Annotated in this window: 19 protein-coding genes; 7 read left to right on the top strand and 12 right to left on the bottom strand. The window is 71.4% G+C overall.

From position 1 onward, the window contains the following. Nucleotides 1-85 precede the first annotated feature (85 nt). The 4 genes from uidA to ABJI51_RS04030 are packed head-to-tail and all read right to left on the bottom strand — an operon-like array spanning nucleotide 86 to nucleotide 6,773. The gene (gene uidA, locus ABJI51_RS04045; protein ID WP_348947551.1) at nucleotides 86-1,867 is read right to left on the bottom strand and encodes a beta-glucuronidase; all 1,782 of its coding nucleotides are present in this window, start codon (nucleotides 1,865-1,867) and stop codon (nucleotides 86-88) included. Further along, entirely contained in the window at nucleotides 1,867-4,875 is a 3,009-nt protein-coding gene (locus ABJI51_RS04040; RefSeq protein WP_348947673.1) for a glycoside hydrolase family 2 TIM barrel-domain containing protein, read from the bottom strand. The genes uidA and ABJI51_RS04040 overlap by 1 nt, the downstream gene beginning before the upstream one ends. Nucleotides 4,876-4,877: 2 nt before the next feature. Then, nucleotides 4,878-6,125, bottom strand: coding sequence for a glycoside hydrolase family 1 protein (locus tag ABJI51_RS04035; protein ID WP_348947550.1), 1,248 nt, complete (start codon nucleotides 6,123-6,125; stop codon nucleotides 4,878-4,880). Nucleotides 6,126-6,179: 54 nt separating this feature from the next. Continuing rightward, the gene (locus ABJI51_RS04030; protein ID WP_348947549.1) at nucleotides 6,180-6,773 is read right to left on the bottom strand and encodes a TetR/AcrR family transcriptional regulator; all 594 of its coding nucleotides are present in this window, start codon (nucleotides 6,771-6,773) and stop codon (nucleotides 6,180-6,182) included. A gap of 133 nt (nucleotides 6,774-6,906) precedes the next feature. Between ABJI51_RS04030 and ABJI51_RS04025 the strand changes: the two genes are divergently transcribed. Continuing rightward, entirely contained in the window at nucleotides 6,907-7,908 is a 1,002-nt protein-coding gene (locus tag ABJI51_RS04025) for a LacI family DNA-binding transcriptional regulator (protein WP_348947548.1), read from the top strand. A gap of 5 nt (nucleotides 7,909-7,913) precedes the next feature. Here the strand turns inward: ABJI51_RS04025 and ABJI51_RS04020 are convergent, their stop codons facing one another. Then, the gene (locus tag ABJI51_RS04020) at nucleotides 7,914-10,538 is read right to left on the bottom strand and encodes a hypothetical protein (protein ID WP_348947547.1); all 2,625 of its coding nucleotides are present in this window, start codon (nucleotides 10,536-10,538) and stop codon (nucleotides 7,914-7,916) included. A 312-nt stretch (nucleotides 10,539-10,850) separates the two neighbouring features. Here ABJI51_RS04020 and ABJI51_RS04015 point away from each other — a divergent pair, with 312 nt between their 5' ends. Continuing rightward, the gene (locus ABJI51_RS04015; RefSeq protein ID WP_348947546.1) at nucleotides 10,851-12,167 is read left to right on the top strand and encodes an MFS transporter; all 1,317 of its coding nucleotides are present in this window, start codon (nucleotides 10,851-10,853) and stop codon (nucleotides 12,165-12,167) included. Beyond that, complete coding sequence (locus ABJI51_RS04010; protein WP_348947545.1) at nucleotides 12,164-13,933, top strand: glycoside hydrolase family 3 protein; 1,770 nt, start codon at nucleotides 12,164-12,166, stop codon at nucleotides 13,931-13,933. The genes ABJI51_RS04015 and ABJI51_RS04010 overlap by 4 nt, the downstream gene beginning before the upstream one ends. Before the next feature lie 235 nt (nucleotides 13,934-14,168). Here the strand turns inward: ABJI51_RS04010 and ABJI51_RS04005 are convergent, their stop codons facing one another. After that, complete coding sequence (locus ABJI51_RS04005) at nucleotides 14,169-14,588, bottom strand: helix-turn-helix domain-containing protein (RefSeq protein ID WP_348947544.1); 420 nt, start codon at nucleotides 14,586-14,588, stop codon at nucleotides 14,169-14,171. 56 nt (nucleotides 14,589-14,644) lie between these two features. Between ABJI51_RS04005 and ABJI51_RS04000 the strand changes: the two genes are divergently transcribed. From ABJI51_RS04000 to ABJI51_RS03985, 4 genes are read left to right on the top strand one after another with little or no spacing between them, the layout of a single operon-like run. Then, nucleotides 14,645-16,378 carry an ABC transporter ATP-binding protein gene (locus ABJI51_RS04000; protein ID WP_348947543.1) on the top strand — a complete coding sequence of 578 codons (1,734 nt, stop codon included), beginning with the start codon at nucleotides 14,645-14,647 and terminating at the stop codon, nucleotides 16,376-16,378. Further along, complete coding sequence (locus tag ABJI51_RS03995; RefSeq protein WP_348947542.1) at nucleotides 16,375-18,141, top strand: ABC transporter ATP-binding protein; 1,767 nt, start codon at nucleotides 16,375-16,377, stop codon at nucleotides 18,139-18,141. Before ABJI51_RS04000 ends, ABJI51_RS03995 begins: the two co-directional genes overlap by 4 nt. Nucleotides 18,142-18,160: 19 nt before the next feature. Continuing rightward, nucleotides 18,161-19,453, top strand: a complete 1,293-nt coding sequence (locus ABJI51_RS03990) for a cytochrome P450 (RefSeq protein ID WP_348947541.1) — start codon at nucleotides 18,161-18,163, stop codon at nucleotides 19,451-19,453. Then, on the top strand, nucleotides 19,450-19,638 hold the full coding sequence (locus tag ABJI51_RS03985; protein WP_348947540.1) for a ferredoxin: 189 nt from the start codon (nucleotides 19,450-19,452) through the stop codon (nucleotides 19,636-19,638). Before ABJI51_RS03990 ends, ABJI51_RS03985 begins: the two co-directional genes overlap by 4 nt. Nucleotides 19,639-19,689: 51 nt before the next feature. On the opposite strand, the gene ABJI51_RS03980 is transcribed toward ABJI51_RS03985, so the two are convergent. The 6 genes from ABJI51_RS03980 to ABJI51_RS03955 form a co-directional block, all read right to left on the bottom strand. Beyond that, nucleotides 19,690-20,634: an alpha/beta hydrolase gene (locus ABJI51_RS03980; RefSeq protein ID WP_348947539.1), complete on the bottom strand. Its 945-nt coding sequence runs from the start codon at nucleotides 20,632-20,634 to the stop codon at nucleotides 19,690-19,692. 31 nt (nucleotides 20,635-20,665) lie between these two features. Continuing rightward, nucleotides 20,666-21,496, bottom strand: a complete 831-nt coding sequence (locus ABJI51_RS03975; protein WP_348947538.1) for an SDR family NAD(P)-dependent oxidoreductase — start codon at nucleotides 21,494-21,496, stop codon at nucleotides 20,666-20,668. A 135-nt stretch (nucleotides 21,497-21,631) separates the two neighbouring features. After that, on the bottom strand, nucleotides 21,632-23,122 hold the full coding sequence (locus tag ABJI51_RS03970) for a glycoside hydrolase (RefSeq protein ID WP_348947537.1): 1,491 nt from the start codon (nucleotides 23,120-23,122) through the stop codon (nucleotides 21,632-21,634). An 18-nt stretch (nucleotides 23,123-23,140) separates the two neighbouring features. Next, a complete protein-coding gene (locus tag ABJI51_RS03965) occupies nucleotides 23,141-24,142 on the bottom strand; it encodes a family 43 glycosylhydrolase (RefSeq protein ID WP_348947536.1) in 1,002 nt (333 codons plus the stop codon). Nucleotides 24,143-24,156: 14 nt separating this feature from the next. Further along, the gene (locus ABJI51_RS03960; protein WP_348947535.1) at nucleotides 24,157-25,203 is read right to left on the bottom strand and encodes a glycoside hydrolase family 43 protein; all 1,047 of its coding nucleotides are present in this window, start codon (nucleotides 25,201-25,203) and stop codon (nucleotides 24,157-24,159) included. Nucleotides 25,204-25,230: 27 nt separating this feature from the next. Then, complete coding sequence (locus ABJI51_RS03955) at nucleotides 25,231-26,115, bottom strand: alpha/beta hydrolase family protein (RefSeq protein ID WP_348947534.1); 885 nt, start codon at nucleotides 26,113-26,115, stop codon at nucleotides 25,231-25,233. Nucleotides 26,116-26,127 lie beyond the last annotated feature (12 nt).

Genomic DNA, 26,127 nt, shown 5'->3' with positions numbered 1-26,127 from the left:
GGGGGCCGGCCCCCCCCCCCCCCCGCCCCGGGGGGGGGGGGGGGCCCCACCCCCCCCCCCCCCCCCCCCCCCCCCCACCACCGCCTCACGGCTTGTGGTTCCCCAGGCGCGTCCACCGCGCCCGCAGCGCGTGCGCCGCTGCCTTCGGACGGCGGTCGCGGGTGAAGATGCCCTTCTTGTTGCCGTCGACCCGGTGGATGCCCGGCCCGGTGCCGAAGTCGGCGAAGTTCCACACGTGCTCGCCGACGAACGCCTCGATCCGGTCGAAGACGCGGTGGTTCATCTCGAGGTAGGCGACCTGGTACTCCTCCGTCCACGGGACGTCCCACAGCGAATGCAGGCCCGGCATCGTGTCGGCCCCGTACTCGCCCATGATGATCGGCTTGCCATGGGTCTCCGCCCAGCCGCGCAGCTCCGCTTCGAGCTTGTGCTCCGCGCTCGCGAGGTCGCCGTTGTCGATGTACCAGCCGTAGTAGCGGTTGAGCGACACCACGTCGAACAGGTCGGCGATGAGGTCGTTGTCGTAGGAGGCGAACAGGAAGGCCGTGGACGTGACCGGCCGCGTCGGGTCCAGCGTGTGGGTGAGGTGCACCAGCGGCTCGAAGTACTTGCGCGCGCCCTCTTCGTGGGAGGCGGGTTCGTTCGCGATGCACCACATCACGACGCTCGGGTGGTTCTTGTCCCGGGCGACGAGCTCGCGGATGTGCTGGGCGTGCGCCGCCTGGGTCTCGTCGTTGAACGTCTCCGGCGAGAAGGTCGGCTTGGGCTTCGCGCCGAGCAGGCCGCCGGTGACCGAGAGGTTCAGCCCGACCGCCGCCGTCTCGTCGATGACGACGATGCCGTGCCGGTCGGCGAACTCCAGAACCTCCTCGGCGTACGGGTAGTGGGAGGTGCGGAAGGAGTTCGCGCCGATCCACTCCAGCAGCTGGAAGTCGTGCACGAGGTAGGCGTCGTCGTGGCCCTTGCCCCGCACCGGGCTGTCTTCGTGCTTGCCGAACCCGGTGAAGTAGAACGGTTCCCCGTTGATCAGGAACTGCGTTCCCCGCACCTCGACGGTCCGGATGCCGACCGCCAGCGGGTAGGTGTCGACCACCTCGCCCTGCTCGACCAGCTCCGCCTCGAACTCGTACAGGTACGCCGCGCCCGGTTGCCAGAGCCGGGCGTCCGGGACACTCAGCCTGCCGGTGGCCCCGGTGCCCGACGCGACCACGTCGCCCTCGGCGTCCCGCAGCCGGACCACCACGTCGGCCGTTCCCTCGTGGTCGACCGCGTAGTCGACGAAGCCGACGCCGTCCGCGGTGTCGGTCACCACGGTGATGTCGGTGACGTGCCGTACCGGCGTGCTGTACAGCCAGACCGAACGGGCCAGGCCGGCGTAGTTGAAGAAGTCGTGGTGGTAGCGCTGACGGCGGCGGCCGTCGTGGCCCACCGTGATCGTCCCCGGCGGGATGGTGACATTGGTCAGCTCGTTGTTGACCCCGATGGTCAGCCGGAACGCCGTGCCGGGCGTGACGAGCCCGGTCACGTCGGCTTCGAACGGGGTGTAGCCGCCCACGTGCTCGGCGACCAGCCGGTCGTCGACGTAGACGCGGCCGGCGTGGGTCGCCGCGTCGACCCGCAGCACGATCCGCTGGCCGTCCCACCCGCGCGGCACCTGCACCGTGCGCTGGTACCAGACCCAGCCCACGTGGTCCCGGATCGCCGGGTCGGCGAACAGGTCGTTGTAGCTGGCCGGGACGGCGACCTCGAGCCCGAGGCCCAGCCGGGAGCGCCAGGGGTCGGGGCCGGCCTGGTCGTCGGTCGCGAACCCCCACAGGCCGTCGAGGTTGCACAGGTCGCGGGTCGGGGTGGCGCGGGGTTTCAGCATCAGTCCTCCTGGGTTTCCAGCCGGAGCCGCCACTGCCACGAGTAGCGGGTTCCGGCGAGCCGGTGGGCGGAGCGGGTGTCGGGGCCGAGCAGCGCGGTCCCGACGCCGCGGTGAGCGATGTCGACTTGGATGACGGTGGCGTCGCTGTCGGGCAGCTCCCACCAGTGGCCGGCCGCTTCCAGCTGGTCGACCGTGTGCCGGCCGACGTTCACGTGCACGGGCACCGCGGTGCTGACCTCGATGCGCCCGGCCGGCCCGGTCACCGCCAGCTCGGTCACGCCGCCGCGGGTGCCGTGTTCCTGCGGCCGCACGTAGGGCACCGCGAGCTCGTCGATCGGCGCGGCCCAGCGGCCGAGCAGGGCGTGGCGGCGGCGATCGGGGTAGTTCTCCCACGGCCCGAGCCCGACCCACGTCGCGTCCCGGAACCCCGCGACGAGTTCGAAGACCATGCCGACGCGGAGCCCGTCCCGGGTGTCTTCGGGCAGGACGACGTCTTCGCGGAACACGTAGTCGTGCGGGCCGGCCTCAATCAGGTCGCGGTGGTGGACGACCTCGTCGCCGAACGCCGTCCGGTAGTGGATGGCGACCGCGGTCCGGTCTTCGCGGGCGGTCACCGACGTCTTGACCGGTTCCAGCGCGAAGAAACCGGACCGGACGAACCGCTGGTCGAGGGAGAACGCGCGGTCGTTGTCGGTGAGTGCCCGCCACAGCGACAGCCGCGGTGCCCGGGCCAGCAGGGGGTGGGTGAGCTCGCCGTCGGCGACGGCCCGCCCGGCCGCCGGCAGCGCGGGCAGCGGCCGGGGCAGCACGACCTGCTCCACCGCCACCTCCGTCCCGGCGGGCGCCCACGGGGTGTCGTAGCGCGTGCGGACGACCAGCGAGACACCGAGGGCGTCCGGATCGGCCGCCGCTCGGACGATCTCGCCGGGCAGGAGGAGCGTGTCCTCCTGCCCGGCCACGAGGTCGGGCGTCGCCACGGCCAGGACGGCGGACGGACCGTGGCGGGTGTCGACCCGGACCTCGAGCTCGTAGGCGGACAGGTCTGCGAAGGACTGCCGGTTGCGCACGCGCAGCTGGCCCCAGCGCAGGGTTTCCGCATCGGACACGACCCGGAGCGGGCTGAAGACGCCACGCACCTCGAACAGCGCCGGTTTCGGGGTGAGGTCGGGGAACACGACCCCGTTGAGCAGGGTGGGACCGTTGTTGGGCTCGTCGCCGAAGTCGCCGCCGTAGCGGTACCGGCCGTCGCCGTCGGGATCCAGGGCCTGGTCGGTGAACTCCCAGAGGAACCCGCCCTGCAGGCCCGGCAGGGTTTCGAAGAGGTCCCAGTAGTCGGCGAACCCGCCGGTGGAATTGCCTTGGGAGTAGGCGTATTCGCAGGTGATGAGCGGGCGGTCGGCGCGGTGGTCGGCCGAGTAGGCGCGCAGGGCGGCGAAGGAGGGGTACATCGGGACGACGAGGTCGCTGGCCGCGTGACCGCCGTGCCAGTCGGTGGCGATCGCGCCTTCGTACTGCACTGGCCGGGTCGGGTCGAACCGCCGGACCCACGCCGCCGCGGCGTCGTGCGCCGCGCCGTACCCGCTTTCGTTGCCCAGCGACCAGATGAGCACCGACGGATGGTTCCGGTCGCGCAGGACCATGCGGGCGACCCGCTCGACGATCTCGGTGAGGTACCGCGGGTCGTCGGCGAGGGTGGAGGCGAACGCGTGGCTCTCGATGTCCGCCTCGCCGACCACGTAGAACCCGAGCTCGTCGCACAGGTCGAGCAGCACCGGGTCGTTCGGGTAGTGCGAGGTGCGGATCGCGTTGACGTTGCAGCGCTTGAGCAGCGACAGCTCGGCCAGCATCCGCTCCCGGCTCAGCACCCGGCCGGTGCGGGGGTCCACGTCGTGCCGGTTCACGCCCTGCACGAGGATCCGGCGGCCGTTGACGAGCAGGTCGCGGCCGGAGACGACGACCCGGCGGAAGCCGGTGCGCAGGGCCGTCGAGTCGACGACCGTCCCGTCCGGATCGACCAGCTCGATCAGCAGATCGTGCAGCTCGGGCCGTTCGGCCGACCACGGCGGGACCTCGAGCCCGGCGAGCTCGAGCAGCGCGGTCCCGGCCGCCGCGGGCGGAGTCATGACCGAAAAGGCGACGTCCGGGATCGCCCGGTACTCCGGCGGGACCGGCGCGGCGGCGGCTTTGATGCTCAGGATGTCCATGAAGTCGTCCGGCAGCCGCCGCGCCGGGCGGGTCGCGCGGTCGTGCGGGGGTTTCAGCGGCGGGGGCAGGGTCGGCGCGGGCAGCCGCGGCGCGATCGGGAGCTCGTGGGTCTCCCCCAGCACGTGAACGCGGACGGTGTGGTGGACCTCGGAGCGCCTGCGCAGTCCCTCCGTCGAGACCAGGACCCGCAGGGCACCGCGGTCGGCCTCCGGGTCGAAGTCCGCCTGCACCGAGACGTCGGCCAGCCGGATCTCGGGAACCGTGTAGAGGAACACCGAGCGGCTGAGCCCGGACTGCCACCAGTGGTCCTGGTCCTCCAGGTAGCTGCCCGCCGACCACTTGGCGACCGCCAGCTCGATCGTGTTCGTCCCCGCGGTGAGGGCGTCGGTGATGTCGAACTCGGCGGCGAGGTGCGAGTCGGCGCTCGTGCCGACGGCCACGCCGTTCACCGCCACGCGCAGCTGGCCCTCGGCGGCGCCGACGTGCAGGAACACCCGGCGGCCCGCCGGGGGGTCCAGGTCGACCGTGCGGCGGTAGACGCCGAGCGGGTTGGCCGCGGGGACGTCCGGGTAGACCTCGTCGAACGGCATCGGCACGTTCGTGTAGTGCGGCCGGTCCACTGTGGACGTCATGGTCCACAGGCCCGGTACCTCGGCCGTCGCCCAGTCCGGTGCCTCCGGTGCCGTGTCCGACGCACGCAGCTGGAACTGCCAGGTGCCTTCGAGGCTGATCTCCGGTTCCCGGCGCAGCGCGTGCATCGGCGCGCGGTTGACCGCGTGCAGCCCGGAGCGGTCGAAGGGCATGGTCACGGTGTCTCCAGGGGGATCGCGTTGCGCTGGGCGGCTTCGCCGAGCCAGGCGAGACTGGGCTTGGGCGTGCGTTCGAACGTTTCGCGGTCGACCGCGATGAGCCCGAAGGTCGGCGTCCAGTGGCCCCATTCGTAGTTGTCGAGCGCGCTCCAGTGCAGGTAGCCCCGCACGTCCACGCCGTCGTCGAGCGCGCCCGCGAGGTGCCGGAGCGCCTCGGCGGTGTAGGCGATGCGGCGGCTGTCGTCGGCCGTCGCGATCCCGTTTTCGGTGACCAGGATCGGGACACCGCCGGTGACCTCGTGGGTGTGGCGCACGGCGATGCCAAGCGCGTCGGGCCGGTAGGCGGTGCCGACCAGCGTGTTGTCCGGGTGCGGCGGGTGCGGCTCGAGCCCGTCGGGGTTCACCCACTGGCTCGAATACGACTGCACCCCGACGAAGTCGTCGTCGCGGGCAGCCTCCAGGTAGAGGTCTTCCCGGACGTGGCTGAGTTCGCGCAGCTTCTCTTCCGCGCCGGGACGGGCGACGAGCGCCTGGTTCGCGACGGTCCACCCGACGCGGGCTCCGGTTCGCTGCCGCACGATCTCGCGCGCGGCGTGGTGGGCGTCGATCAGCACCTTGCCCAGCTCGGGATCGGGATCCGGCAATACCGGCCGGGGGCCGCCGTCGACGGTGGGGCTCTGCCACTTCTTCCGGAACTCGGGATCCTCGGCCAGCCGCGCCATCGACGTCATGAGGGCGAGCATGTTGGGCTCGTTCACGGTGCAGACCCACTCGACGCCGTCGAGGATGCCTGTGACCGCTTCGACGTACGCGCCGAACCGGTCGACGGCGCGCTCCCCCAGCCAGCCGCCTTCTGCGGCGAACCAGCGGGGACTGGTGAAGTGGTGCAGGGTCACCACCGGCACCAGGCCGTGGCCGAGTGCCGTGTCGATCATCCGGCGGTAGTGCGCCAGCTCGGCCCGGGAAATCTCACCGGGTTCCGGCTCGATCCGCGCCCATTCGACGCCGAACCGGTAGGCGTTCAGGCCCGCTTCGGCCAGCAGCCGCATGTCCTCGCCGAAGCGGTGGTAGCTGTCGCAGGCGTCACCGCTGGGTTCCATGCCGGGCCTGGTCCGCTCGCGCGCCCAGAAGTCACTGTTGAGGTTGTTTCCTTCGACCTGGTGCGGTGCGGTCGACGCGCCCCACAGGAAACCTTCGGGGAAGTTCGCCGTTCCAGCGGTCTTTTCGGGTTCTCGCGGCTCCACGTCGGCCATGTTCCGGCGCAGGCCACCGGATCGACAACGGATTGCCGTGAGTTGTCACGACGCGGCCGGCGACGGCCCGTCCGGGCCGATGAGGTCCATGAACCGCTCGATCGGGGTGACGATGTCCAGGCTGGGGTCGAGCAGCCACACGACTTGCAGGCCGTTGAGCAGAGCGTGCAGCAACGTCGTCGCGGTTTCCGCGTCGAGCGGGCCGGTGCCGGCGAGGTCGCTGACCGAGCCGGCGATGCGCGCTCGCGCGCGCTCGTAGCGCTCCACGAAGTACGCGTGGGCGGGGTGGTCCGGCCGGGAGGCGGCCACGGCCAGCTCCGCCCACAACCGCATCAGCTCCGGCTCCCCCTGGTGGGACCGCAGCACGCCGGCCAAGTAGGCCGTCAGTGCCCCGAAACTGCGCTCGACTTCACGTTCCCCCGCCGCTTGTTCGTCGGCATCCCGCTGGGCGAGCACGGCGATGAGGAGTTCTTCCTTGCCGGAGAAGTGGTGCTGGAGCACGGCGTGCGTCGTTCCCGCGCGTTCGGCGATGTCGCGCAGGGAAGACGCGGCGAAACCGCGCTCGGCGAAGCTGTCCCGGGCGGCGGCCAGGATCTCCGCGCGCCGGGCGGCCGATTTCGCATAGGGACCGCGTCCCACCCCATCACCCCGTTCATCACAGTCCGGTCACGGTTCGTCCCGGAAGACCGAGCCGATCCTACAGTCGTGCACAGTGAAAATTAGCCATCTGGCAAATTTTCGACTCGGACCCACCGGGGTGTTCGGAGACAGCATGAGCGAAGCGGGACAGCAGCCCACCATCTACGACGTCGCCAAGTCGGCCGGAGTCGCGGCGTCGACCGTGTCGCGCGCGTTCTCCCGGCCGGGACGGGTGAGCGCGAGAACCGCGGCCCACGTCCACGCCGTCGCGGCGGAACTGGGCTACCGGGCCACCCCGCTGACGGGACGGCCGCCCGCCACCCGGACCTCGACAGTGGCCCTCGTCGTCTCCGACGTCACCAACCCGGTCTACTTCGGCATCGTCCGCGCCCTGGAGACCGCGGCGGCGGCCGCCGGGTACACCGTGGTCGTGGCCAGCGCCCGCGAATCGGACGAAGTGGAACGAGCCATCCTGGACCGGACCCTGCCCACCGTGGACGGCGTGGTGCTGGCGGGCTCCCGGCTGCCCGACCGCACGATCCGGACCCTGGCCGAGCACCACGCCTTCGTGGTGCTCAACCGGCTGGTCCCCGGCGTGCGCAGCATCGTCCCGGACACCCGGCCGGGCATCGGCGGCGCGCTGGCCCACCTGCACGGCCTCGGGCACCGCGCGGTGACCTATCTGGCCGGCCCGGCCGGCTCGTGGGCCGACGGCCAGCGCTGGCGCTCGATCCTCGACCTCGCCCCGGGTCTGGACCTCAAAGCCGGGCGGGTCGGTCCGTGCGCGCCCACCACCGAGGGCGGCCTGCGGGCCACCGAGGAGATCCTCCGCCAGGGGGCGACCGCGGTGCTCGCCTACAACGACCTGCTCGCCATCGGCCTGATGACCGGGCTCGCCGAGGCCGGCGTGCGCGTGCCGGACCAGGTCAGCGTGGTGGGATTCGACAACATCTTCTGCGCCGACCTCTGCACCCCGCCGCTGACCACCGTCGCCGCGCCGCTGTGGACGATGGGCACCCGGGCCTTCGCGGAACTGCACCTGCAAATCGAGGGAACCGCGCGGCGCCCGCGCCCGGTGGCGCCGTTGCCGACCCGCCTCGTCCTGCGAAGGTCCACAGTGGATGTCCCGGCTTGAGCGGGTCACCCGGTCGTCCCGCCGGCTTTCCAGGCGGTGCTGTGCACGACGAGGTAGGGCGAATCCGCCAGGTCGGCTCCGAAGCCCGGCACCAGGACCGGGTCGGCGCCGGCGAGGTGGACCTCCGCGAACACGGTGATCGGGTACGAGGTCGCGGTGAACTCCGCGGGCAGGACCGCGGTGAACCGGTCCCCGGTCCGGCTCATCGGCAGCTGCACCCAATCCCGCGACTGGTCGAGGTGACGGTGGTGCAGTGTCACCTCGGTGATCTCGCCCATCTCCTCCGGCGGCCCGGCGAGCGCGACCTCGAAAGGAGCCGCACGTTCGAAGCGGTCCGCCACCACGAGGCGCACGCCGCCGAGCACCGGCCGGGTGCGGCGGGAGGCGACCGGCACCGGCTCGGCGCCCGCGGCCGCCCGGTCCAGCTCGACCCGCAGCGCGTGCAGGTCGTCGGCCATGGCGCCGAGGTTCCCGGCCCAGTGCCCCCGTTCGGACAGCGAGCAGCCGAAGGTGAACTCGTCCCGGTACACCCCGGCGGCGACCGGCACGATCCCGGCGTACGCCTCGTGCGCCCGCTCCAGCAGCTCGACCGCCTCGGCGAGGTGGTCACGGACCTGCGTGCGGCGCCACAGCGCGTACGCCACCGCCGCCCGGAACTTGCCGGCGAAGAACCGGCCGAGCCGCACGAGGATCTCCGCGTCCACCAGCACCCGCTGCGTCTGCGGAGCACCGGGAGCCGCCTGCCGGCGCACCCGCTCGAGCGCGGTCGCGCCGTCCCCGGCCAGCCGGTCGAGCCAGGCCGCCACTTCCAGTGGCGTGTACTTCCCGGACAGGCGCCCGGCCACGGCGTCGTCGGCGTACTCGCCCACCCCGTAGAACAGCACGGGGTCGAAGGACGAGACGCCCTGCCAATCGTTGGAGAGCGTGTCGAAGGCGTAGTGCCGCGATCGCACCCACGGCGTGATCGGCAGATCGGCGTACACCTCCGGCCAATAGGCGTTGTTCGCCGCGCTCGGGGCGTGTGTCACGGTCACCAGCGGCAGGATCCGGCTCAACGGCGCCAGCAGCGCCTCCACGTCGGCCGCCGGCTCGCCGTGTTCCCCGCGCAGGAACCGCCGCCAGACCTCCGGCCGCGTCTCGGGGTCGTAGAGCAGGCGCCCCCACAGCAGGTAGGTGTACCGGTACTTCCGCCAGTCCCCGACGCCGAGCCGCAGGTCGTCCCGCACGTACGGATCGCGCCCGCCCGGCCGGCCGGAGCCCTTGCGGCCCTTGAAGAACAACGGCTCGCAGAACTCCACGCCGAGCGCCCCGCCGAGGGTGGCGTGCCGCCCGTACCCCGCCGCGAACACCGGGTCACCCCACAACAGCAGCCGCTGCGTCCCCGGCCACATCCGGAACAGCACGTCGATCTCCCGGTCCTCGTCCAGGAAGTCCGCGTAGCCGTAGCGGGTGAAGCGCCGGCTGAGCTCGGTGACCCCCATCAGCCGGGCCCGCTCCTCGCCCAGCCGGCTGCGGGACACCGTCATCCGCTCGAACGGCCGGATCGAGGCCTGGTGGTACGGCAGTCCCAGGTGTTCCGCCCAGTACTTCGCCGAGGCCACCGGCCGGATGTTCGGCTTCCGCACGGCCGCCAGCAGGTCGGCGTCGAGCCCTTTCGCGTGCAGGTCGACCCGCATCGGACGGCCCGCCTCCGACACGACCCGGAACATCCCGTCCCAGAACGCGAGCCGCTCCGGTTCCGGGATGCCGCCTTCGTAGTGCACCCGGAAGGTGAGCCCGTCGATCTGCGGGATCGCCGCCAGCAGCTCGCGCAGCGCCGCCGCGCAGTAACCGGCGTGCGACTCCGGCCCGAGGCCCAGGATCGGGTGGCTGTGCCGGGCGCCGAGGCCGTAGTCCGCGGCGTGGTTCCACAGCCCGAGCTGGAACTCCATGCCGCGGCGCCGGGTCTCCCGGGCGATGAAGGCCAGCGACGCGAGGTTCCGGGACCGTTCCGCCTCGGTGACGCCCTGCGCCCGCACGGGGAATCCGTCGACTTCCAGGAGGAAGGAGTACGGGAAGCAGAGGTAGTTGTCCGTGGCGTCGGAGCTGGTGAGCCCGGCGCCGTAGTTGTACTGCATCCCCAGCGCCAGGTGGAAGCGGTTGAACCGCTGCCCGGCCAGGAAATCCAGATATTCCGTCCAGAACGCCCGGTCGTGGAACCACGGCAGGTCTTCGTGTGTCCCGGAGAACGCCCGCTGGATGCTCCGCACCGGGACCGACGGCCGCTGCTCCTCCTCGCCCGCACCGGCCGCCTCCACCGCGCGGGCCGCGGTGATCCGCTCGGCCAGTTCCGTCAGCGCGTAGGCCAGTCCGCGGATGTCGGAGCCGCTCACCGCCACCTGGACCACTTCGCCGTCGTCACCGGTCCGCATCCGGTAGGACTCGGCCGTGTCCGGCGCTTCCGGGAAGCCTTCGCGCCGGCTGCCGTGGCCCGGCGCGAACAAGCCCACCGCCAGCCGGCGCCCGGACCGGTCGGCCGTCCGGACCGCGGCCCGGACGCGGTCGGCGGCCCAGCCGATCGTCGCGTGCGCGAGCAGCTGCTCCAGACCGTCGAAGGACACCCTGTCCGTGTTCCCGGCGGTGCTCGCCATCCCGGTCTCCTCGCCTCGGCCATCCGGTGCCGCGGACCGGCACCCGACCATGCTCGGGGCCGGACCAGGGCAAGACAACGAGTTGCCGCGAGTTGTCACGCCCGGCAGCGCAGGAGATCCGGTTCGCCGCCTGACGTCCACAATGGACATCCCGGGTCCGGCGGTGAAACCGGCGTGGCAACTGGTGGCAACTCGTTGTGCACGGCGGGTTTCCCCTCAGACCATGGCGGCATGGTCGATTCGGCACGTCGCCGCCGCGCGGCGAACGGCAGGCGGATCCGACGCAGCGCGCGACCGATCAAGGAGGATCCCATGCCGCTTCCCGAACCAGCCGGCGCTGCGGCCGACGCCGCGGCGGCGACCGCCGATCCCACGGCAGGCCACCAGGAGCGGCTTCCGGACGTGAGCCGGCGGTACATGATCCTGCTCATGCTGGCGGGCATCGGCTCGTCGATGGCCTCGGTCGCGCCGTCGGCCTTCTCGCTCGCGATCCGGCTCCAGCAGATCGCCCCCGGGCGGGTGGAAGTGCTGGGCTACATCACCGGGCTCGGCGGAATCGTGTCCCTGCTGGCCGGCCCGATCGTCGGCGCGCTGAGCGACCGCACCCGCTCGCGCTGGGGCCGCCGCCGCCCGTACCTCGTCGTGGGCACACTGGTCGGCCTGGTGGCCCAGCTCATCATGGGGTTCGCCGGGAACATCCTGGTCCTCGGCGTCGGCTGGCTGGTCGCGGTCCTGGGCTACGGTGCAGTCGGCCACGGGATCGGCAGCCTGCAGGCCGACAAGCTGCCCGAACACCAGCGCGGCAAGGTGTCCGGGCTGACCGGGATGGCCCAGATGCTCGCCCCGGTGCTGGGCATCGGGCTGGCCACCTCCGTGGTCGGCAGCCCGGTCCTGGTGTTCCTGCTCCCCGGGCTCGTCGGGTTGAGCCTGGGCCTCCCGCTGTGGTTCTGGGCAGCGGACACCGACAGCCGGCAGCTCCCGCTGCCGACGGAACCCCTGACCGCGGCAGGCATGTTCCGGAAGCTGCTGTTCAGCCCGCGCCGCCACCCCGACTTCGCCTGGAACGGCGTGGGCCGGTTCGTCTTCTACTTCGGGATGACCTTCAACACGACCTACATGACGTTCTTCGTCGCCCAGCACCAGAAGACCGACGTCACGGCCATCGGCGGGCTGGTGGCGGCCCTCGCCGGCACCGGGCTCGTCGCCACGGCGGCCGGCGCGTTCGGCGGCGGCCTGCTGTCCGACCGGCTGCACCGGCGCCGGCTGTTCGTGCTGCTCGGCGGCGCGGTGTTCGCGAGCGGCGCGGTGCTGATGGTGACCTCGGGCAGCGTGGCCGGCCTGATCGCGGGCTCGGCGCTGACCAACCTCGGGCTCGGCGTGTTCGCCGCCGTCGACCAGGCCATCGTGCTGGACGTGCTGCCCAGCCGCGCCGAAGCCGGTCGCTACCTCGGGATCATCAACTACGCCCAGCAGATCCCGCACGCTCTCGCGCCGCTCGCGGCCGGCGGCCTGATGGCGGTCGGTGCCACCGATGGGACCCGCAACTACGACCTGCTCTACCTGGTGGGCGCAGCCCTCGCCCTCGCCGGTGGCCTCATCATCATGACCAAGGTAAGGACCAGCCGATGAACCGCGAAGCCCGCTACCCCTACGAAGACGCCGGCCTCGCCCCGGAAAACCGGATCGCCGACCTGACCGGACGGCTGACCGTCGAGGACAAGGTCGGGCTGCTGCTGCACCCGCAGACGGCCGTGGGCGACCCGGAACAGCCCGATCGGTACGGCCGCACGGCTGCGGCGGCGCACGTGCGCGAAAGCCGGATCACACACCTGCTCGCGCAGGGCGCGGCCGACGGCCGGGAGCTCGCGCAGTGGCACAACCAGGTGCAGCGGATCGCCCTCGAACACCCGCTGCGCATCCCCGTCACGCTGTCCAGCGATCCCCGGCACTCCGCCGCCGGCAACCCGCTCACCGCGAACCGGTCGGGCGGTTTCTCCCGTTGGCCCGAACCCCTCGGCCTGGCCGCCGTCGGCTCGACGGAGCTGGTCGAGGAGTTCGGCGACATCATCCGGCGCGAATACCTCGCCACCGGCCTGCGGGTGGCCCTGCACCCCCAGATCGACCTGGCCACCGAGCCCCGGTGGGCACGGATCCCGCACACCTTCGGCGAGGACGCCCAGCTGACCGCCCGGCTCGTCCGCGCCTTCCTCCGCGGCCTGCAGGGACCTGGTTTGGGCCCGGACTCGGTCGCCGCCACGACCAAGCACTTCCCCGGCGGCGGGCCGCAGAAGGACGGGCTAGACCCGCACTTCTCCGACGGCCGCGAACAGGTCTACCCGGGCGGGCGGTTCGACTATCACCTCGAGCCGTTCGTCGCCGCGATCGAGGCGGGCACCGCGCAGATCATGCCCTACTACGGCATGCCCGTCGGCACCGAATGGGAAGAGGTCGGGTTCGCCTTCAACAAGGGCATCATCACCGATCTGCTCCGCCGCCGCCTCGGCTTCGACGGCGTCGTCGTCACCGACTTCGGGGTGATCACCGGCTACCACGAGGCCTTCCCGGCGAAGGCGTGGGGCGTCGAACACCTCACCCGCGAAGAGCGCGTCGTCAAACTGCTCGACGCGGGCGTCGACCAGTTCGGTGGCGAAGGCGACGCCGAACTGGTGCTGGGCCTGGTCAAGTCCGGTGCGGTACCCGAACGCCTCCTGGACGATCCGGTCCGCCGGCTGCTGGAGGTCAAGTTCCGGCTGGGACTGTTCGACGACCGGCGGTTCGCCGACGAAGAGGCGGCCACCGCGGTCGTCGGGTGCGCAGCCCACCGCGAGGCCGGCGTCCGCGCCCAGCAACGGTCCCTGGTGCTGCTCAAGAACGAACCCGCGGCCGGCGACCGGCCATTGCTGCCCCTCGAACCGGGGATCACGGTGTACGTCGAGGGCGTCGACCCCGCGGCGTTCGACGGGCTGGCCACGGTCACCACGACCCCCGAGGCGGCCGACGTGGCCGTGATCCGCACACCCTCGCCGTCGTACCAGGACCCGGCCAAGGGCTTCCTCGGGTCGATGCACAAGGGCAGCCTGGAGTTCCCGCCGGAGCAGCGGGAGCGGCTCACCGAACTCGTGGCCCGGGTCCCGGCCGTCCTCGACGTCCGGCTGGACCGGCCCGCGGCGCTGACCGGGATGCTGGCGCCCCAGGCGGTCCTCGGTTCGTTCGGCACCGACGACCGGCCGTTCGCCGAGGTGCTGTTCGGGCAGGGCGCCGAGCCCGAGGGCACCCTGCCGTTCGACCTGCCGTCGTCGATGCGGGCGGTCGAAGCCAGCCGGACGGACGTCCCGTTCGACACCGCCGACCCCCTCTTCCGCTGCGGCTGGGGCCTGCGATACCCGCGGCGCTGAGGCCGGGTGGAGCGGTCGCCGACGTCAGGAAAGGGTCTTTCATGGCGTCTGACGTCATGAACGACCCTTTCCTGACGTTCGGACCCGGCAGCCACGCTGGCCGAGCCCGGCGGCACGACTGCCTGAGGGGACTTCGCCGGAACCCTGCCCCCGCCGACGCCGTGGCGCCGATGTCATGAACGACTCGTTCATGACATCCGAGGTAGTGAACGACTCTTTCATGACGTCGGCGACCTCACGCGCCGTCGAGGAGTTCGGCCAGCGTGGCCAGCGCCTGCCGGGCCCTCGCCAGCCTGGCCGGGTCGTCGCCGACGGCGGCGGCGAGCGCGCCGTCGATTTCCGCGGGCGGGCGCGACCGGGTCCGGCGCAGGGCCGCTTCCGTGGGCCGGACCAGGGTCCGGCGCCCGTCCGCGGGATCGGCGAACGTCTCGACGACGTCGTTTTCGCGCAGCTGGGCCACGCACGCGGAGACCTGGCTCTGCGGCAGCTCGACCCGGGCGGTGACCTCGGAGATCGAGCTTCCCGGGTTGTCGAAGATGTCGGACACGATGGCCCGGGTCGAGCCGCGCAGCCTGCCGAACTCGTCGTCCGGCATCGCGCGGACGCCGATCTTCATCAGCCGGCGGCCCAGTTGGTACAGCTCGAACGCGTTCACGCCCCCAGAATACATCACACTAGATATATCTAATTAGATCCATTACCGTGAATCCCGTGCTGATCCCGTTGCTGACCGCCCACATCCGCCCGCACCGGCGCGCCGTGGCGGTGGTCGCGCTCGTCCAGCTGGTGCAGACGATCGCCGCCCTCGCCCTGCCGGACCTGAGCGCGGACATCATCGACAACGGTGTCCTGCCCGGGGATACCGGCCACATCTGGTTCGCGGGATCTCTGATGACCGTGGCCGCGCTGACGCAACTGTCCTGCGGCATCGCGGCCGCCCGGCTCGGCGCGCGGATCGCCACCGGCCTGGCCGCCGGCCTGCGCGCCGCACAGGTCGAGCGGATCCAGGCCTTTTCGACGCGGGAGCTGACGGCCTTCGGCGCCCCGTCGCTGATCACCCGGATCACCAACGACGTCCAGCAGATCCAGACCCTGGTCCAGACCGTCCTCACCTTCATGGTCACCGCGCCGCTGATGTGCGCCGGCGGCATCGTGTTCGCGATCGGCCAGGACCGGCGGCTGTCGCTGCTGCTCGTGGTGATCGCCCCGGTGCTGGCCACGGTGACCTGGCTGGTCACCCGCCGGATGGTCCCCGCCTCGCGGGTGCTGCAGACGACGATCGACACGGTGAACCGCGTCCTGCGCGAACAGATCACCGGGCTGCGCGTGATCCGGGCCTTCGGACGCGAAGACCACGAATACGCCCGGTTCGCCGAAGCCAACGAACGGCTGACCGCTGTGTCACTGCGGATCGGCAAGCTGATGGCGCTGATCGTGCCGGCGGTCACCGCCGTTGCCGGGGTCTCGGGCGTGGCGGTGGTCTGGTTCGGCGCGCAGCGGGTCGACAGCGGCGCGATCGGGCCGGGAGCGCTGACCGCCTTCCTCGGCTACCTGCTCCAGATCCTCGGCGCGGCCATAATGGCGACCTACCTGCTGCGGCAGCTGCCTCGCGCGCAGGTCAGCGCCCGCCGGGTGGCCGAGGTGCTGAACACCGAAAGCAGTCTGACCCCGCCCGCACAGCCGGTGCGGACGCTGCCGCACCCCGGCCGGGTCGAGTTCCGCGACGTGAGCTTCCGCTACCCGGGCGCCGAAGCGGCGGTGCTCGACGCCGTCACTTTCACCGCCGAGCCGGGCCGGACGACCGCGCTCATCGGCAGCACCGGCAGCGGCAAGAGCACCACGCTGTCCCTGATCCCCCGGCTGGCCGACCCGAGCGGCGGAGCGGTGCTCGTCGGCGGGGCTGACGTCCGCCGGCTCGACCCCGCCGTGCTCGCCCGGACCGTCGCCTACGTGCCGCAGCGGCCGTACCTGTTCTCCGGCACGATCGCCACCAACCTCCGGCTCGGCCGTCCCGACGCCTCCGACGAGGAACTCTGGTGGGCTTTGGAAACCGCCCAGGCCGCCGAGTTCGTGACCGCGCTGCCGCTCGGCCTGGACACCCCGGTCGCCCAGGGCGGCACCACGTTCTCCGGCGGGCAGCGCCAGCGGCTGGCGATCGCCCGCGCGCTGGCCGTCCGGCCGTCCGTGTACCTGTTCGACGATTCGTTTTCCGCGCTCGACCAGGTCACCGACGCGCGGCTGCGCGCCGCACTGGCCACCGAGACCGCCGGCGCAACGGTCGTCGTGGTCGCCCAGCGCGTCGCGACCATCCGCCACGCCGACCGGATCGTCGTCCTCGACGAGGGCCGGGTGGCCGGGCAGGGCACGCACCGGCACCTGATGGCGGAGTGCCCGGTCTACCGGGAGATCGTGCTGTCCCAGCCCGGCGAAGCGGAGGCGGCGTGAAGAACGGTACGGCCCGGCGCCTCGGGCGGCTGCTGATCCGCGATCCCCGGCTGCCGGCCGGCATGGCGGTCACCGGCCTGGTCAGCGTCCTGTTGACCGCCGCCGGGCCGTGGCTGCTCGGGCAGGCGACGAACCTCGTCATCGCCGGGGCCGCCGGTCACCGGCTGGACTTCCCGGCGATCGGGCGGGTACTCCTCGTCGCCATCGGCGCCTACGCGGGCGCCGGGCTGTGCGCCGTGCTCCAGGGCCGCCTCGCCAACACCGCGGCGCAGCGCGTCCTGATGACGTTGCGCGACCAGGTCGAAACCAAGATCGCCCGGCTGCCCCTCGGCTACTTCGACAGCCGGCCGCGGGGTGAGATCCTCAGCCGCGTCACCAACGACATCGACAATGTCGGCGTTGCACTGCAACAGGTCTTCGGCCAGTTCGTCATCCCGCTGCTGTCGATCATCGGCATGCTCGCGGTGATGTTCGCGATCTCCTGGCCGCTCGCGCTCATCGCGCTCGTGACCGCGCCGGTGTCGGTCGCGGTGGCCGGGTGGCTCGGCCGGCGGGCCCGGCCGGGGTTCCGCGCCCAGTGGCGGGAGACCGGCCGGCTCAACGCCCAGGTCGAGGAGATGATCACCGGCCACGCGCTGCTCAAGGCGTTCGGCCGCGAGGAGCAGGCCAAGGCCGAGTTCGCCGGCCACAACGCCCGGGTCGCCGAGGCCACGTTCGCCGCGCAGTCCCGGGCGAACACGCTCCAGCCGGCGATGACGTTCCTGGCCAACCTGCACTACGTCCTCATCGCGGTGGCCGGCGGCTTCCGCGTGGCCGCCGGCGCCCTGACCGTCGGGGACATCCAGGCGTTCATCCAGTACTCCCGCCAGTACAGCCAGCCCTTCTCCTATCTCGCCAGCATGGTTGGCACGGTCCAGTCCGGCATCGCTTCCGGCGACCGCGTGTTCGAACTCCTCGACGCCGCCGAGGAGCCACCGGACCGGCCGGACCGGACGCCGGCGGGACCGGCCTCCGGCCGCGTCGAGTTCCGGCACGTGCGGTTCCGGTACCGGGCGGACGAGCCGCTCATCGAGGACCTGTCCCTGCTGGCCGAGCCCGGTCACACGGTCGCGATCGTCGGTCCCACCGGCGCGGGCAAGACCACGCTGGTCAACCTGCTCATGCGCTTCTACGACCTCGACGGGGGACAAATCCTCCTCGACGGCACCGACATCACGGCGATGCCCCGAGCGCGCCTGCGCGCCGGCATCGGCATGGTGCTGCAGGACACCTGGCTGTTCCAGGGCACGGTCGCGGAGAACATCGCCTACGGCGCGGAGACCGCGACCGAGGACCAGGTCGTCGCGGCCGCGAAGGCCGCGCACGCCGACTGGTTCATCCGCACGCTCCCGAACGGCTACGACACCGTCGTCGACGACGAAGGGGGCGCCGCGCTCAGCGCCGGGGAGAAGCAGCTGCTCACCATCGCTCGCGCGTTCCTCGCCGATCCCCCGATCCTCGTCCTCGACGAAGCGACCAGCTCCGTCGACACCCGGACCGAAGCGCTGGTACAGCAGGCGATGTCCCGGCTGCGGGAGGGCCGCACGGCCTTCGTCATCGCGCACCGGCTGTCGACGATCCGGGACGCCGACACGATCGTCGTCATGGCGCACGGCGCCATCGCCGAGCAGGGCACCCACGACAGCCTGCTGGCCGCCGGCGGGCTCTACGCCGAGCTGTACCGGGCGCAGTTCGCCGCCGACCACGAAGAAATCGCACGGTGACAACGAAACGATGGAGACGATGACAGATTCGACGGCGAGGAACTTCTTCCGGGACCCGGCGCTGGCGGCGGACCCGTACCCGTACTTCGACGCGCTGCGAGACCAGTGCCCGGTGCGGCGCGAACCCCACCACGGCGTGACGATGGTGACCGGCTACGACGAGGCGGTCGAGGTCCTGCACGACGCCACGACGTTTTCGTCCTGCAACTCGGTGACCGGCCCCTTTCCCGGGTTCCCGCTGCCCCTCGAGGGCGACGACGTCACCGAGCTGATCGAACAGCACCGCCACCGGCTCCCGATGAGCGACCAGCTGCCGACCCTCGATCCCCCGGTGCACACCGACCACCGGGCCCTGCTGATGCGGCTGATCACGCCGAAGCGGCTGAAGGAGAACGAGGAGTTCATGTGGTCCTTCGCCGACCAGGTGCTGGATCCCCTGCTGGCGCGCGGGGAGGGCGACTTCATCGCCGAGTACGCCGGCCCGTTCACCCTGTTCGTGATCGCGGATCTGCTGGGCGTGCCGCCGGAGGACCAGCAGGAGTTCGCCGAGGCGCTGCGGCACCGGCCGTCCGGCGACGGCGGCATCGGCAGCACCAGCTCGGAGAGCCTGCGTCACCACCCGCTGGAGTTCCTGTACGAGCGGTTCACGGCTTACGTCGAAGACCGGCGCCGCGAACCGCGGGAGGACGTCCTGACCGGCCTGGCGACCGCGACCTTCCCCGACGGCTCGACTCCCGCGGTGTCCGACGTGGTGCGCGTTGCGGCCAACCTGTTCTCCGCCGGGCAGGAGACCACCGTCCGGTTGCTGAGCACCTCGCTCAAGGTGCTGGCCGAGCGGCCCGACATCCAGCGGCAGGTGCGGGAGGACCGCAGCCTCCTCCCGAACTTCATCGAAGAGGCGCTGCGCACGGAAAGCCCGATCAAGGGGGATTTCCGGCTCGCGAAGGTCCCGACGACGATCGGCGGGGTGGACATCCCGGCCGGTGCCACGGTCATGGTGCTCAACGGCGCCGCCAACCGCGACCCGCGCCGGTTCGAGGAGCCGGGGACGTTCGACCCCCGGCGCCGCAACGCCCGCCAGCACATCGCCTTCGGCCGCGGGATCCACAGCTGCCCGGGCGCACCGCTGGCCCGCGCCGAGACCCGGATCAGCCTCGAACGGCTGCTCGACCGCACCACCGACATCCGCATCAACGAGCGCGTGCACGGCCCGGCCGGCGCCCGCCGCTACCGGTACCTGCCCACGTTCGTGCTGCGCGGCCTGACCGAGCTGCACCTCGAATTCACACCCGCCGAAACGGAGACCCGATGAAGATCGCCATCGACCAGGATCGCTGCCGGGGACACGGGTTCTGCTGGACGATCTGCCCCGAGGTGTTCGACCTCAACGACGACGGCTACGCCGAGGTGCGCACCGAGGACGTCCCTGCCGAGTTCACCGATGCGGTCCGCTCGGCCGCGAACAGCTGTCCCGAACGCGCCATCGAGGTCGGCTGACCGTTGCCGGCCGGGCCCGGGCCCGGCCGGCAACGGCATCCCCTCCCCCGGTCAGTCCGCCCTCAGGCCGCGCCGCAGTCCCTCGTGGATGTCGGCGGCCATCCGCCGGCTGATCGCCGCCTGCGCGACCATCCCGGAGCCGTGAAACGTTCCCCGGTACAGGTGCAGTTCGGTCGGCACACCCGCCTGCACCAGCCGCTGCGCGTAGGCCAGGCCTTCGTCCCGCAGCGGGTCGAACTCGGCCACGGTGACCAGCGACGGCGGCAGCCCGGACAGGTCCGCGGCTCGCGCCGGTGCCGCGTACGGGGAGACGTCCCGGCGGCCGTCGCCGGCCAGGTAGTGGGTCCAGCTGATCTCGGCGATCGGCCGGTTCCACACCGGCGTGTCGGTGAACGCCCGCATCGACGGTGTCTCCAGCCGGTCGTCCAGCTCCGGGACGGCCAGGTACTGCAAGCACAGCGCCGGGCCGCCGCGATCGCGGGACAGCAGCGCGACGGCCGCGGCGAGCCCGCCGCCGGCGCTCTCCCCGCCGACGGCCAGCCGCGCCGGATCGATGCCCAGCTCCGCGGCGTGCGCGGCGGTCCACACCAGCGCGGCGTAGCTGTCCTCGAGCGCGGCCGGGAACGGGTGCTCCGGGGCGAGCCGGTAGTCCACCGACACCACGACCACGCCGACCTGGTCGGCGATCCGCAGTGCGTCGGCGTGGCAGAACTCGATGTCGCCGACGACGAACCCGCCGCCGTGCAGGTAGACCAGGCCCGGCCGGCCGGGCGCCGTCCCACCGGCCGGGGTGTAGATCCGCACCGGCACCCGCGGAGCCCCCTGCGGCCCCGGGACGTGCCGGTCGCGCACCTCGACCGGCGTCTCGGGCTGGTACCGCGGCAGGTGGGCGGTCAGCTCCTTGACGGCCTGGCGTGCGGCGGGAAGATCGGCGAACGGCAGGTCGGTGATCCCGGGGACCCAGGGTGCGAGTTCGGGGTCGAAGGCGTAAGCCATGGCAGTGCTCCTCGAATCCGTGCCGGGGGGGTCAGGCGCTCGGCCGGGTGCCCGTGGCGGCTTCGGAGACTTCGCTCCACTGCTCCCACAGCTCGACGCGGCGCGCGTACTCCTCCCGCATTTGCTCGACCTGGCCGGCGCCGAGGAAGAGCCGCAGCGGCGGTTCTTCGGCGTCGACGACCGCGAGCACGGCGGCCGCGGTCGCTTTCGGGTCGCCGTACACCGACCCGCTCCAGAGCCCGGCGACGAAATCGCGGACGCCCTGGTAGACCGGCAGGGCGTCCGACTGGACGGCCGAACTGCCGCCCCAGTCGGTGGCGTAGCCGGCCGGTTCGAGAATCGTCACCTTGATCCCGAACCCGGCGACCTCGGCGGCAAGGGCCTCGCTCATCGCCTCCAGCGCCCACTTCGACGCGTTGTAGATCCCCAGCAGCGGGAACGCGCGCAGCCCGCCGATCGAGGACACCTGGACGAGGTGGCCCGAGCCCTGCTCCCGCAGGTACGGCAGTACCGCCTGGGTCACCCACAGCGCGCCGAAGACGTTGACCTCGAACTGCGCGCGGGCCTGGTCCTCGGTGACCTCCTCGGTCATCCCGAACAAGCCGTACCCGGCGTTGTTGACGACCACGTCGAGGCTGCCGAAGTGGGCGTGCGCGGTCTTGACCACCTGCTCGACCTGGGACCTGTCGGTGACGTCCAGCCGAAGCGGCAGCACGGCGTCGCCGTAGCGGAGGGCAAGGTCGTCGAGCGCGGCGACGTCCCGGGCGGTGGCGACCACCCGGTCGCCCCGGCCGAGCGCCGCCTCCGCCCAGACACGGCCGAACCCCCGCGACGAACCGGTGATGAACCAAACACGAGACATCGGAAACTCCTGAATGCTGTGCGGACCGGCGACGCCGGTCCGATCGGGACAACACCCAGCCTGCTGCTCGTGCCCGCCACCGGCTATCCGCTGCTGCCGGTACCTTTCGCGGACCTACCACCCGCAGGGGCAGGTTCAGCCCCGGAACACGTAGGTCGTGATGCTCTGGGCCGGAAGGCTCAGCGACGCGGTGCTGCCAGCCACGGACGGCAGCCCGATGGCAGCGAGGTTCTCTCCGGCGCTCGTGCGGTAGGCGCCGGTCGCCGTGAGACCGCCGGACGGGAGCTGCACGCTCACGCTCTGGGCGCTCTTGTTCAGGTTGTTCACGACCAGCGTCCAGGTGCCGCCCAGGAAGGTCGCGGTGATCTGCACCCCGCTCGGGGCGCCGGTCACGGCGTGCCGCACCGATCCCGGCCGGACGAACTTGCTGTACTGGCCGAGTGCGTAGAACCGCTTGGTCAGGTACAGGTTCTGATTGCCGTTGCTCGCGAAGTTCGGGTCGTAGTAGATCAGCCCGTCGTTGTAGCCGGTGCCGTTGATCGTCGTCGCGCACGACGCGTTGCCCGCAGGGTTGCAACCCATCACTTTCGACAGCGCGGTCCACCAGTGGAAGGCCGAGTCGCCGGAGACCGCGAAGTCCCGGTACATCATGCTGGCCATGCCGAGACCGCCGGTGATCGTGGGGTCGTACTGGGCGCCGTAGGCCGGGTTGGTGGGGTTGTTCCAGCAGCACAGCTCGGTGGCCCAGGTGGGCTTGCCGTACTGCCGGGCCAACGCCGGGATCTTCGCGAGCGTCGAGTCGGGCGGGAAGTCGTAGGTGTGGTGGGCGAGGGCCGCCACGTACTGCGCGGTGCCGGGCTGGCCTGCCCACTGCGGTACTTCGGACAGGAACTTGTCGACGTGGTCGGACTCGTCGGCGATGACACGCGTGCCCGGAGCCCGGGACGCCAGGGTCTGCCCTACCGCGCGCACGATGTCGTCACGCTGGCCCGGAGCGACGTGCATGCCTTCCTGGTGGCAGTCGGAGAAGGAGACGCGCGGTTCGTTCATCGGGCTGACGTAGTTGATCTTCACGCCCTCGGCGCGGAAGTGCGTGACGATGTCGGCCAGATAGCCTGCGTACGCCTGGGTAGAGCCCGATTTCAGGTCCCCGCCGCAGGCCTTGCCGTTGCTCGTCCATACCGCCGGAGCGCTGTTGACGAACCCGACGATGTCTGGAACCCCGTACTGGGCAGCGTAGCGCAGGAACGCCGTGCCGCCGGGGTCGCGGTTCCAGTCGTAGCGGCCCGGCGAAACCAGGAAAGTCTGCGGCGCCCGGTCACCGGCGGCCACGCCGGTCCCGCCGCCGCCGATGTTGAACCGGTAGGCGGACAGCTGGATCCCGTTCGGGCCGAAGAGCAGGTCCGCCACCCGCTGCCGGGTGGCCGGGGCGAAGCGGGCCAGGTCGTTGACCCACCAGGCCCCGGACGCCCCGATGTTCTGGATCGTCTGGGCAGCGGCCGGAGAGACCTGGGCGACGGCCGCGCCGGCGGCCTCTCCCGGGAGCGCCATGGTGCCCGCCGCGCCGATGAGGAAGCCCGACGCGACGGCGACGGATCTGAACCACGATCCGGTTCTGGTGGCCATGAGATTCCTTCCGTTTCGCTACGGCATGCCGGCCACGACGCCGGTGGCCGTGTCGATGCTCACTCGCGGGAACCAGCTCATCGTCATCGTGGTCGCCGTCGGGAACGCCAGCGGAAGCCACACGTACTGCGACTCGTTCACCGGGCGGTTCCACGCACCCGCCCAGCGGTCACCGAGGTAGAGGTACGAGGTGGCCTGCGTTCCCTGGACGGCCACCACGAACGCCGTCTGGGAGCCGTAGGCGGTGCTGTTGCCCACATTGGACAGTGAGGTCCAAGAGCCGGCGATACTGCTCGCCGTCGCGTACTTCTGCTGGTTCGGCTGCCAGTTCGTCGCACCCGAGGTCAGCAGGAAGTACTTCCCGCCGCGTTTGAACAGGGCCGGCGCCTCCCGCGACGATCCCGGCCACAGCGTGCGCACCAGGCTGGCCACCCCGAGGTAGTCCGCGGTGAGCCGGTAGACGTTCAGGTCGGCGTTGTTGCGCGCGGCGGAGACCATGTATCCCGTGCCGTCGTCGTCGCGGAAGAGCGTGATGTCCCGGGACATGTTGCCCAGCGGACGGAAGCTGCCGCGCCAGGTGTAGTTCCCGTCCACGGTGGCCGATGTCGCCACCGCCGCCCTGGCCTGGCTGTAATCCTTGCCGTTCTCCTTGTGCATCCACATGACGAACTGCCGGGTGGAACTGTTGTAGACCACCTTCGGACGCTCGATGTTCGCGAGGTTCAGCTCCGGGTTCGACGCCTGCGTGAGGACGTTGTTGCGGAACTCCCAGGTCCGCAGGTCCGTGGAGCGGTAGACCGACACCGCGCGGAAGGTGTTGTCCGGGTTGCGGTTCTCCCCGAACCAGTAGTAGTAGCCGCCCACCTTGAGCATGCCACCGCCGTGGGCGTGCACGACAGTGCCGGACGTGTCCTTGAACTGCGTCGCGTTGGTCACCGTCACGGGAGCCGCACCCGCCGGGGCGGCCAGCGACAACCCCAGGGCGGCGAGCACCATGGTGAGTAAAATCTTGAGGGACAACTGTCCTCCTCGGGTCAGGTGGATCGGGATTCGCCCCACTTGGCCAGCACGCGACTCTCCTCCGCGGCGGTCAGGCCGATGATCCCGCCGTGGCGTTTGAGGGTGCCGCCGAGTGAGTAGCCGGTCACCCGGTGGAAGTTGCCCGTGTTGCCGAGGTTGGTGGATGCGAGCGGCAGGTAGCCTCTGCCCGTCTTGAACTGATCGAGCCAGAGCACCCACTCGGTGCGCCCGTTGACCGGCATCCACATCGGCGCCTCGACCACGGTGCCGCCGGTCGCGCCGTTGGAAATCCCCAGCGCGGAGAGATCGCCGATCCGGGTCCACGGGCCGAGGATCCGGTTGGCGCCCTCGACGGTGATCTGCCCGTCGGCCGAGGCGCGGTAGTAGCGGAAGCCACCGACGCCGGTGGGTGACGTCACGATCTGGGTGTCGAGGACGTAACCCGGTCGTTCGATGAAGACGGCGGGCGGGCCGACCGTGCGGAAGTCGCGGGTGCGCGCGTAGTGGACGCGTTGCTTCCGGCGGCCGTCCAGGGTCGCGTTGGTCGACCAGTAGAGGACGTAGTCACCGGACGCGGGGTCGAAGATCGCTTCGGGCGCCCACGCATTGCCCGCGGCGGGGATCGCGCCGGCCACGTCCAGCAGGCGCGGCGCGGACCAGTTCACGAGATCCGCGGACTCCCACACGACGATCCGGGTGCTGCCGTGCTCCCGCGCGTCGTTCCACGACGTGCCACTGGCGATGCGCAGGTCGGTCGCGATGATCCAGAACCGGTCGCCCTTCGGGGACCGGAGGATCGCGGGATCGCGGACGCCTTTGGTGCCCACTGTGGACACCAGCGCCGGAGCACCGTTGTTCAGGTCGCGCCAGTGCAGCCCGTCCTTGCTGTGGGCAAGGTGGATCTGCTCGCCCGTCGGGCTTTCCCCGCTGAAGTACGCCATCAGGTAGCCGGTGAACGCGTCTGCCGCCGACGCGCGGCCTACCACGACCAGAACCTGGGCGGTGACGAGCAGCGTGACCGCGGCCAGCAGCGCGCCGAGCCGCGTGAGTGCTCTTCGCACGGATCTCCTCCTGGTCGGCTGGTGCGCTCAGCCCAGCTTGGCTTCCCACTTGACCTTGGAACCGGACGCGTCGGACGCGAGGCGGTCCCGCGCGGCGGTGTCGCCGTACATGGTCCAGCGCGCCCAGTCGACCACGGTCTTCGGGAATCGGTTGTCACTCCAGAAACTCGTGTGACTGCCGCCGACGAAGGTGAGGAACGCCTTGGGCCACCTGATCTCGTTGTAGGCCTGCCGGGCCGAAGAGTAGGCGCAGGTGGTGTCCCGGTCGCCGTGCACGAACAGGACCTTGGCGTTGACCGAGGCAGCGGGGTTACCCATGTCCACACAGGACTGAGGGTTGGCGGAGACGATCCGGCTGTCGGGCCAGGAGGTGAGCAGGCCGTGGGTGACCATGCCGCCGAGGGAGTGGCCGGAGACACCGACACCGATGCCGGTGTTGATGTGCCCGGCCAGCGGACCGCTCGCGTTGAGGGCGAGGGTGTTGGTGAGGATCTGGGAGACGTCCTTGGAGGTGTTTCCGTTGTTGACGTCACCGAAGTTGTGGTTGAAGTACGGGGCGGGTACGACGAAGCCCGCTGCGGCGAGGGCCTTGATGATGAACAGGGAGTTCTGCGGGCTGCTGCCGAAGCCGTGGGTGAAGTTGTAGATGGGGAAGACGCCGCCCGCGACGGGGGCGTTCGTCACCGGGTTGCCGCCGGCCGTTCCGGTGGCCGGGTAGTAGACGTAGGTGGTGCAGGGACGGCTGCCGCGCTTCCAGTCGTACTTGCGCACGCCGACGGCGAACGGGGTGGCCGGGGCGGGGCCGAGCGGCGCGAGAGTGGCCAGGGCCGGTCCGGCGCCGAGCAGGGCCAGACCCGCGCCCGCCGCGCCGACGGCGGTCATGCTGAGGAACGTCCTGCGGTGCATCGTCATTGATGACTCCCT

The organism is Amycolatopsis melonis (assembly GCF_040064235.1).
Classification (GTDB): domain Bacteria; phylum Actinomycetota; class Actinomycetes; order Mycobacteriales; family Pseudonocardiaceae; genus Amycolatopsis; species Amycolatopsis melonis.
Note: the sequence above shows the minus strand (reverse complement) of the source record. Positions and strands in the feature narration are given on the sequence as shown.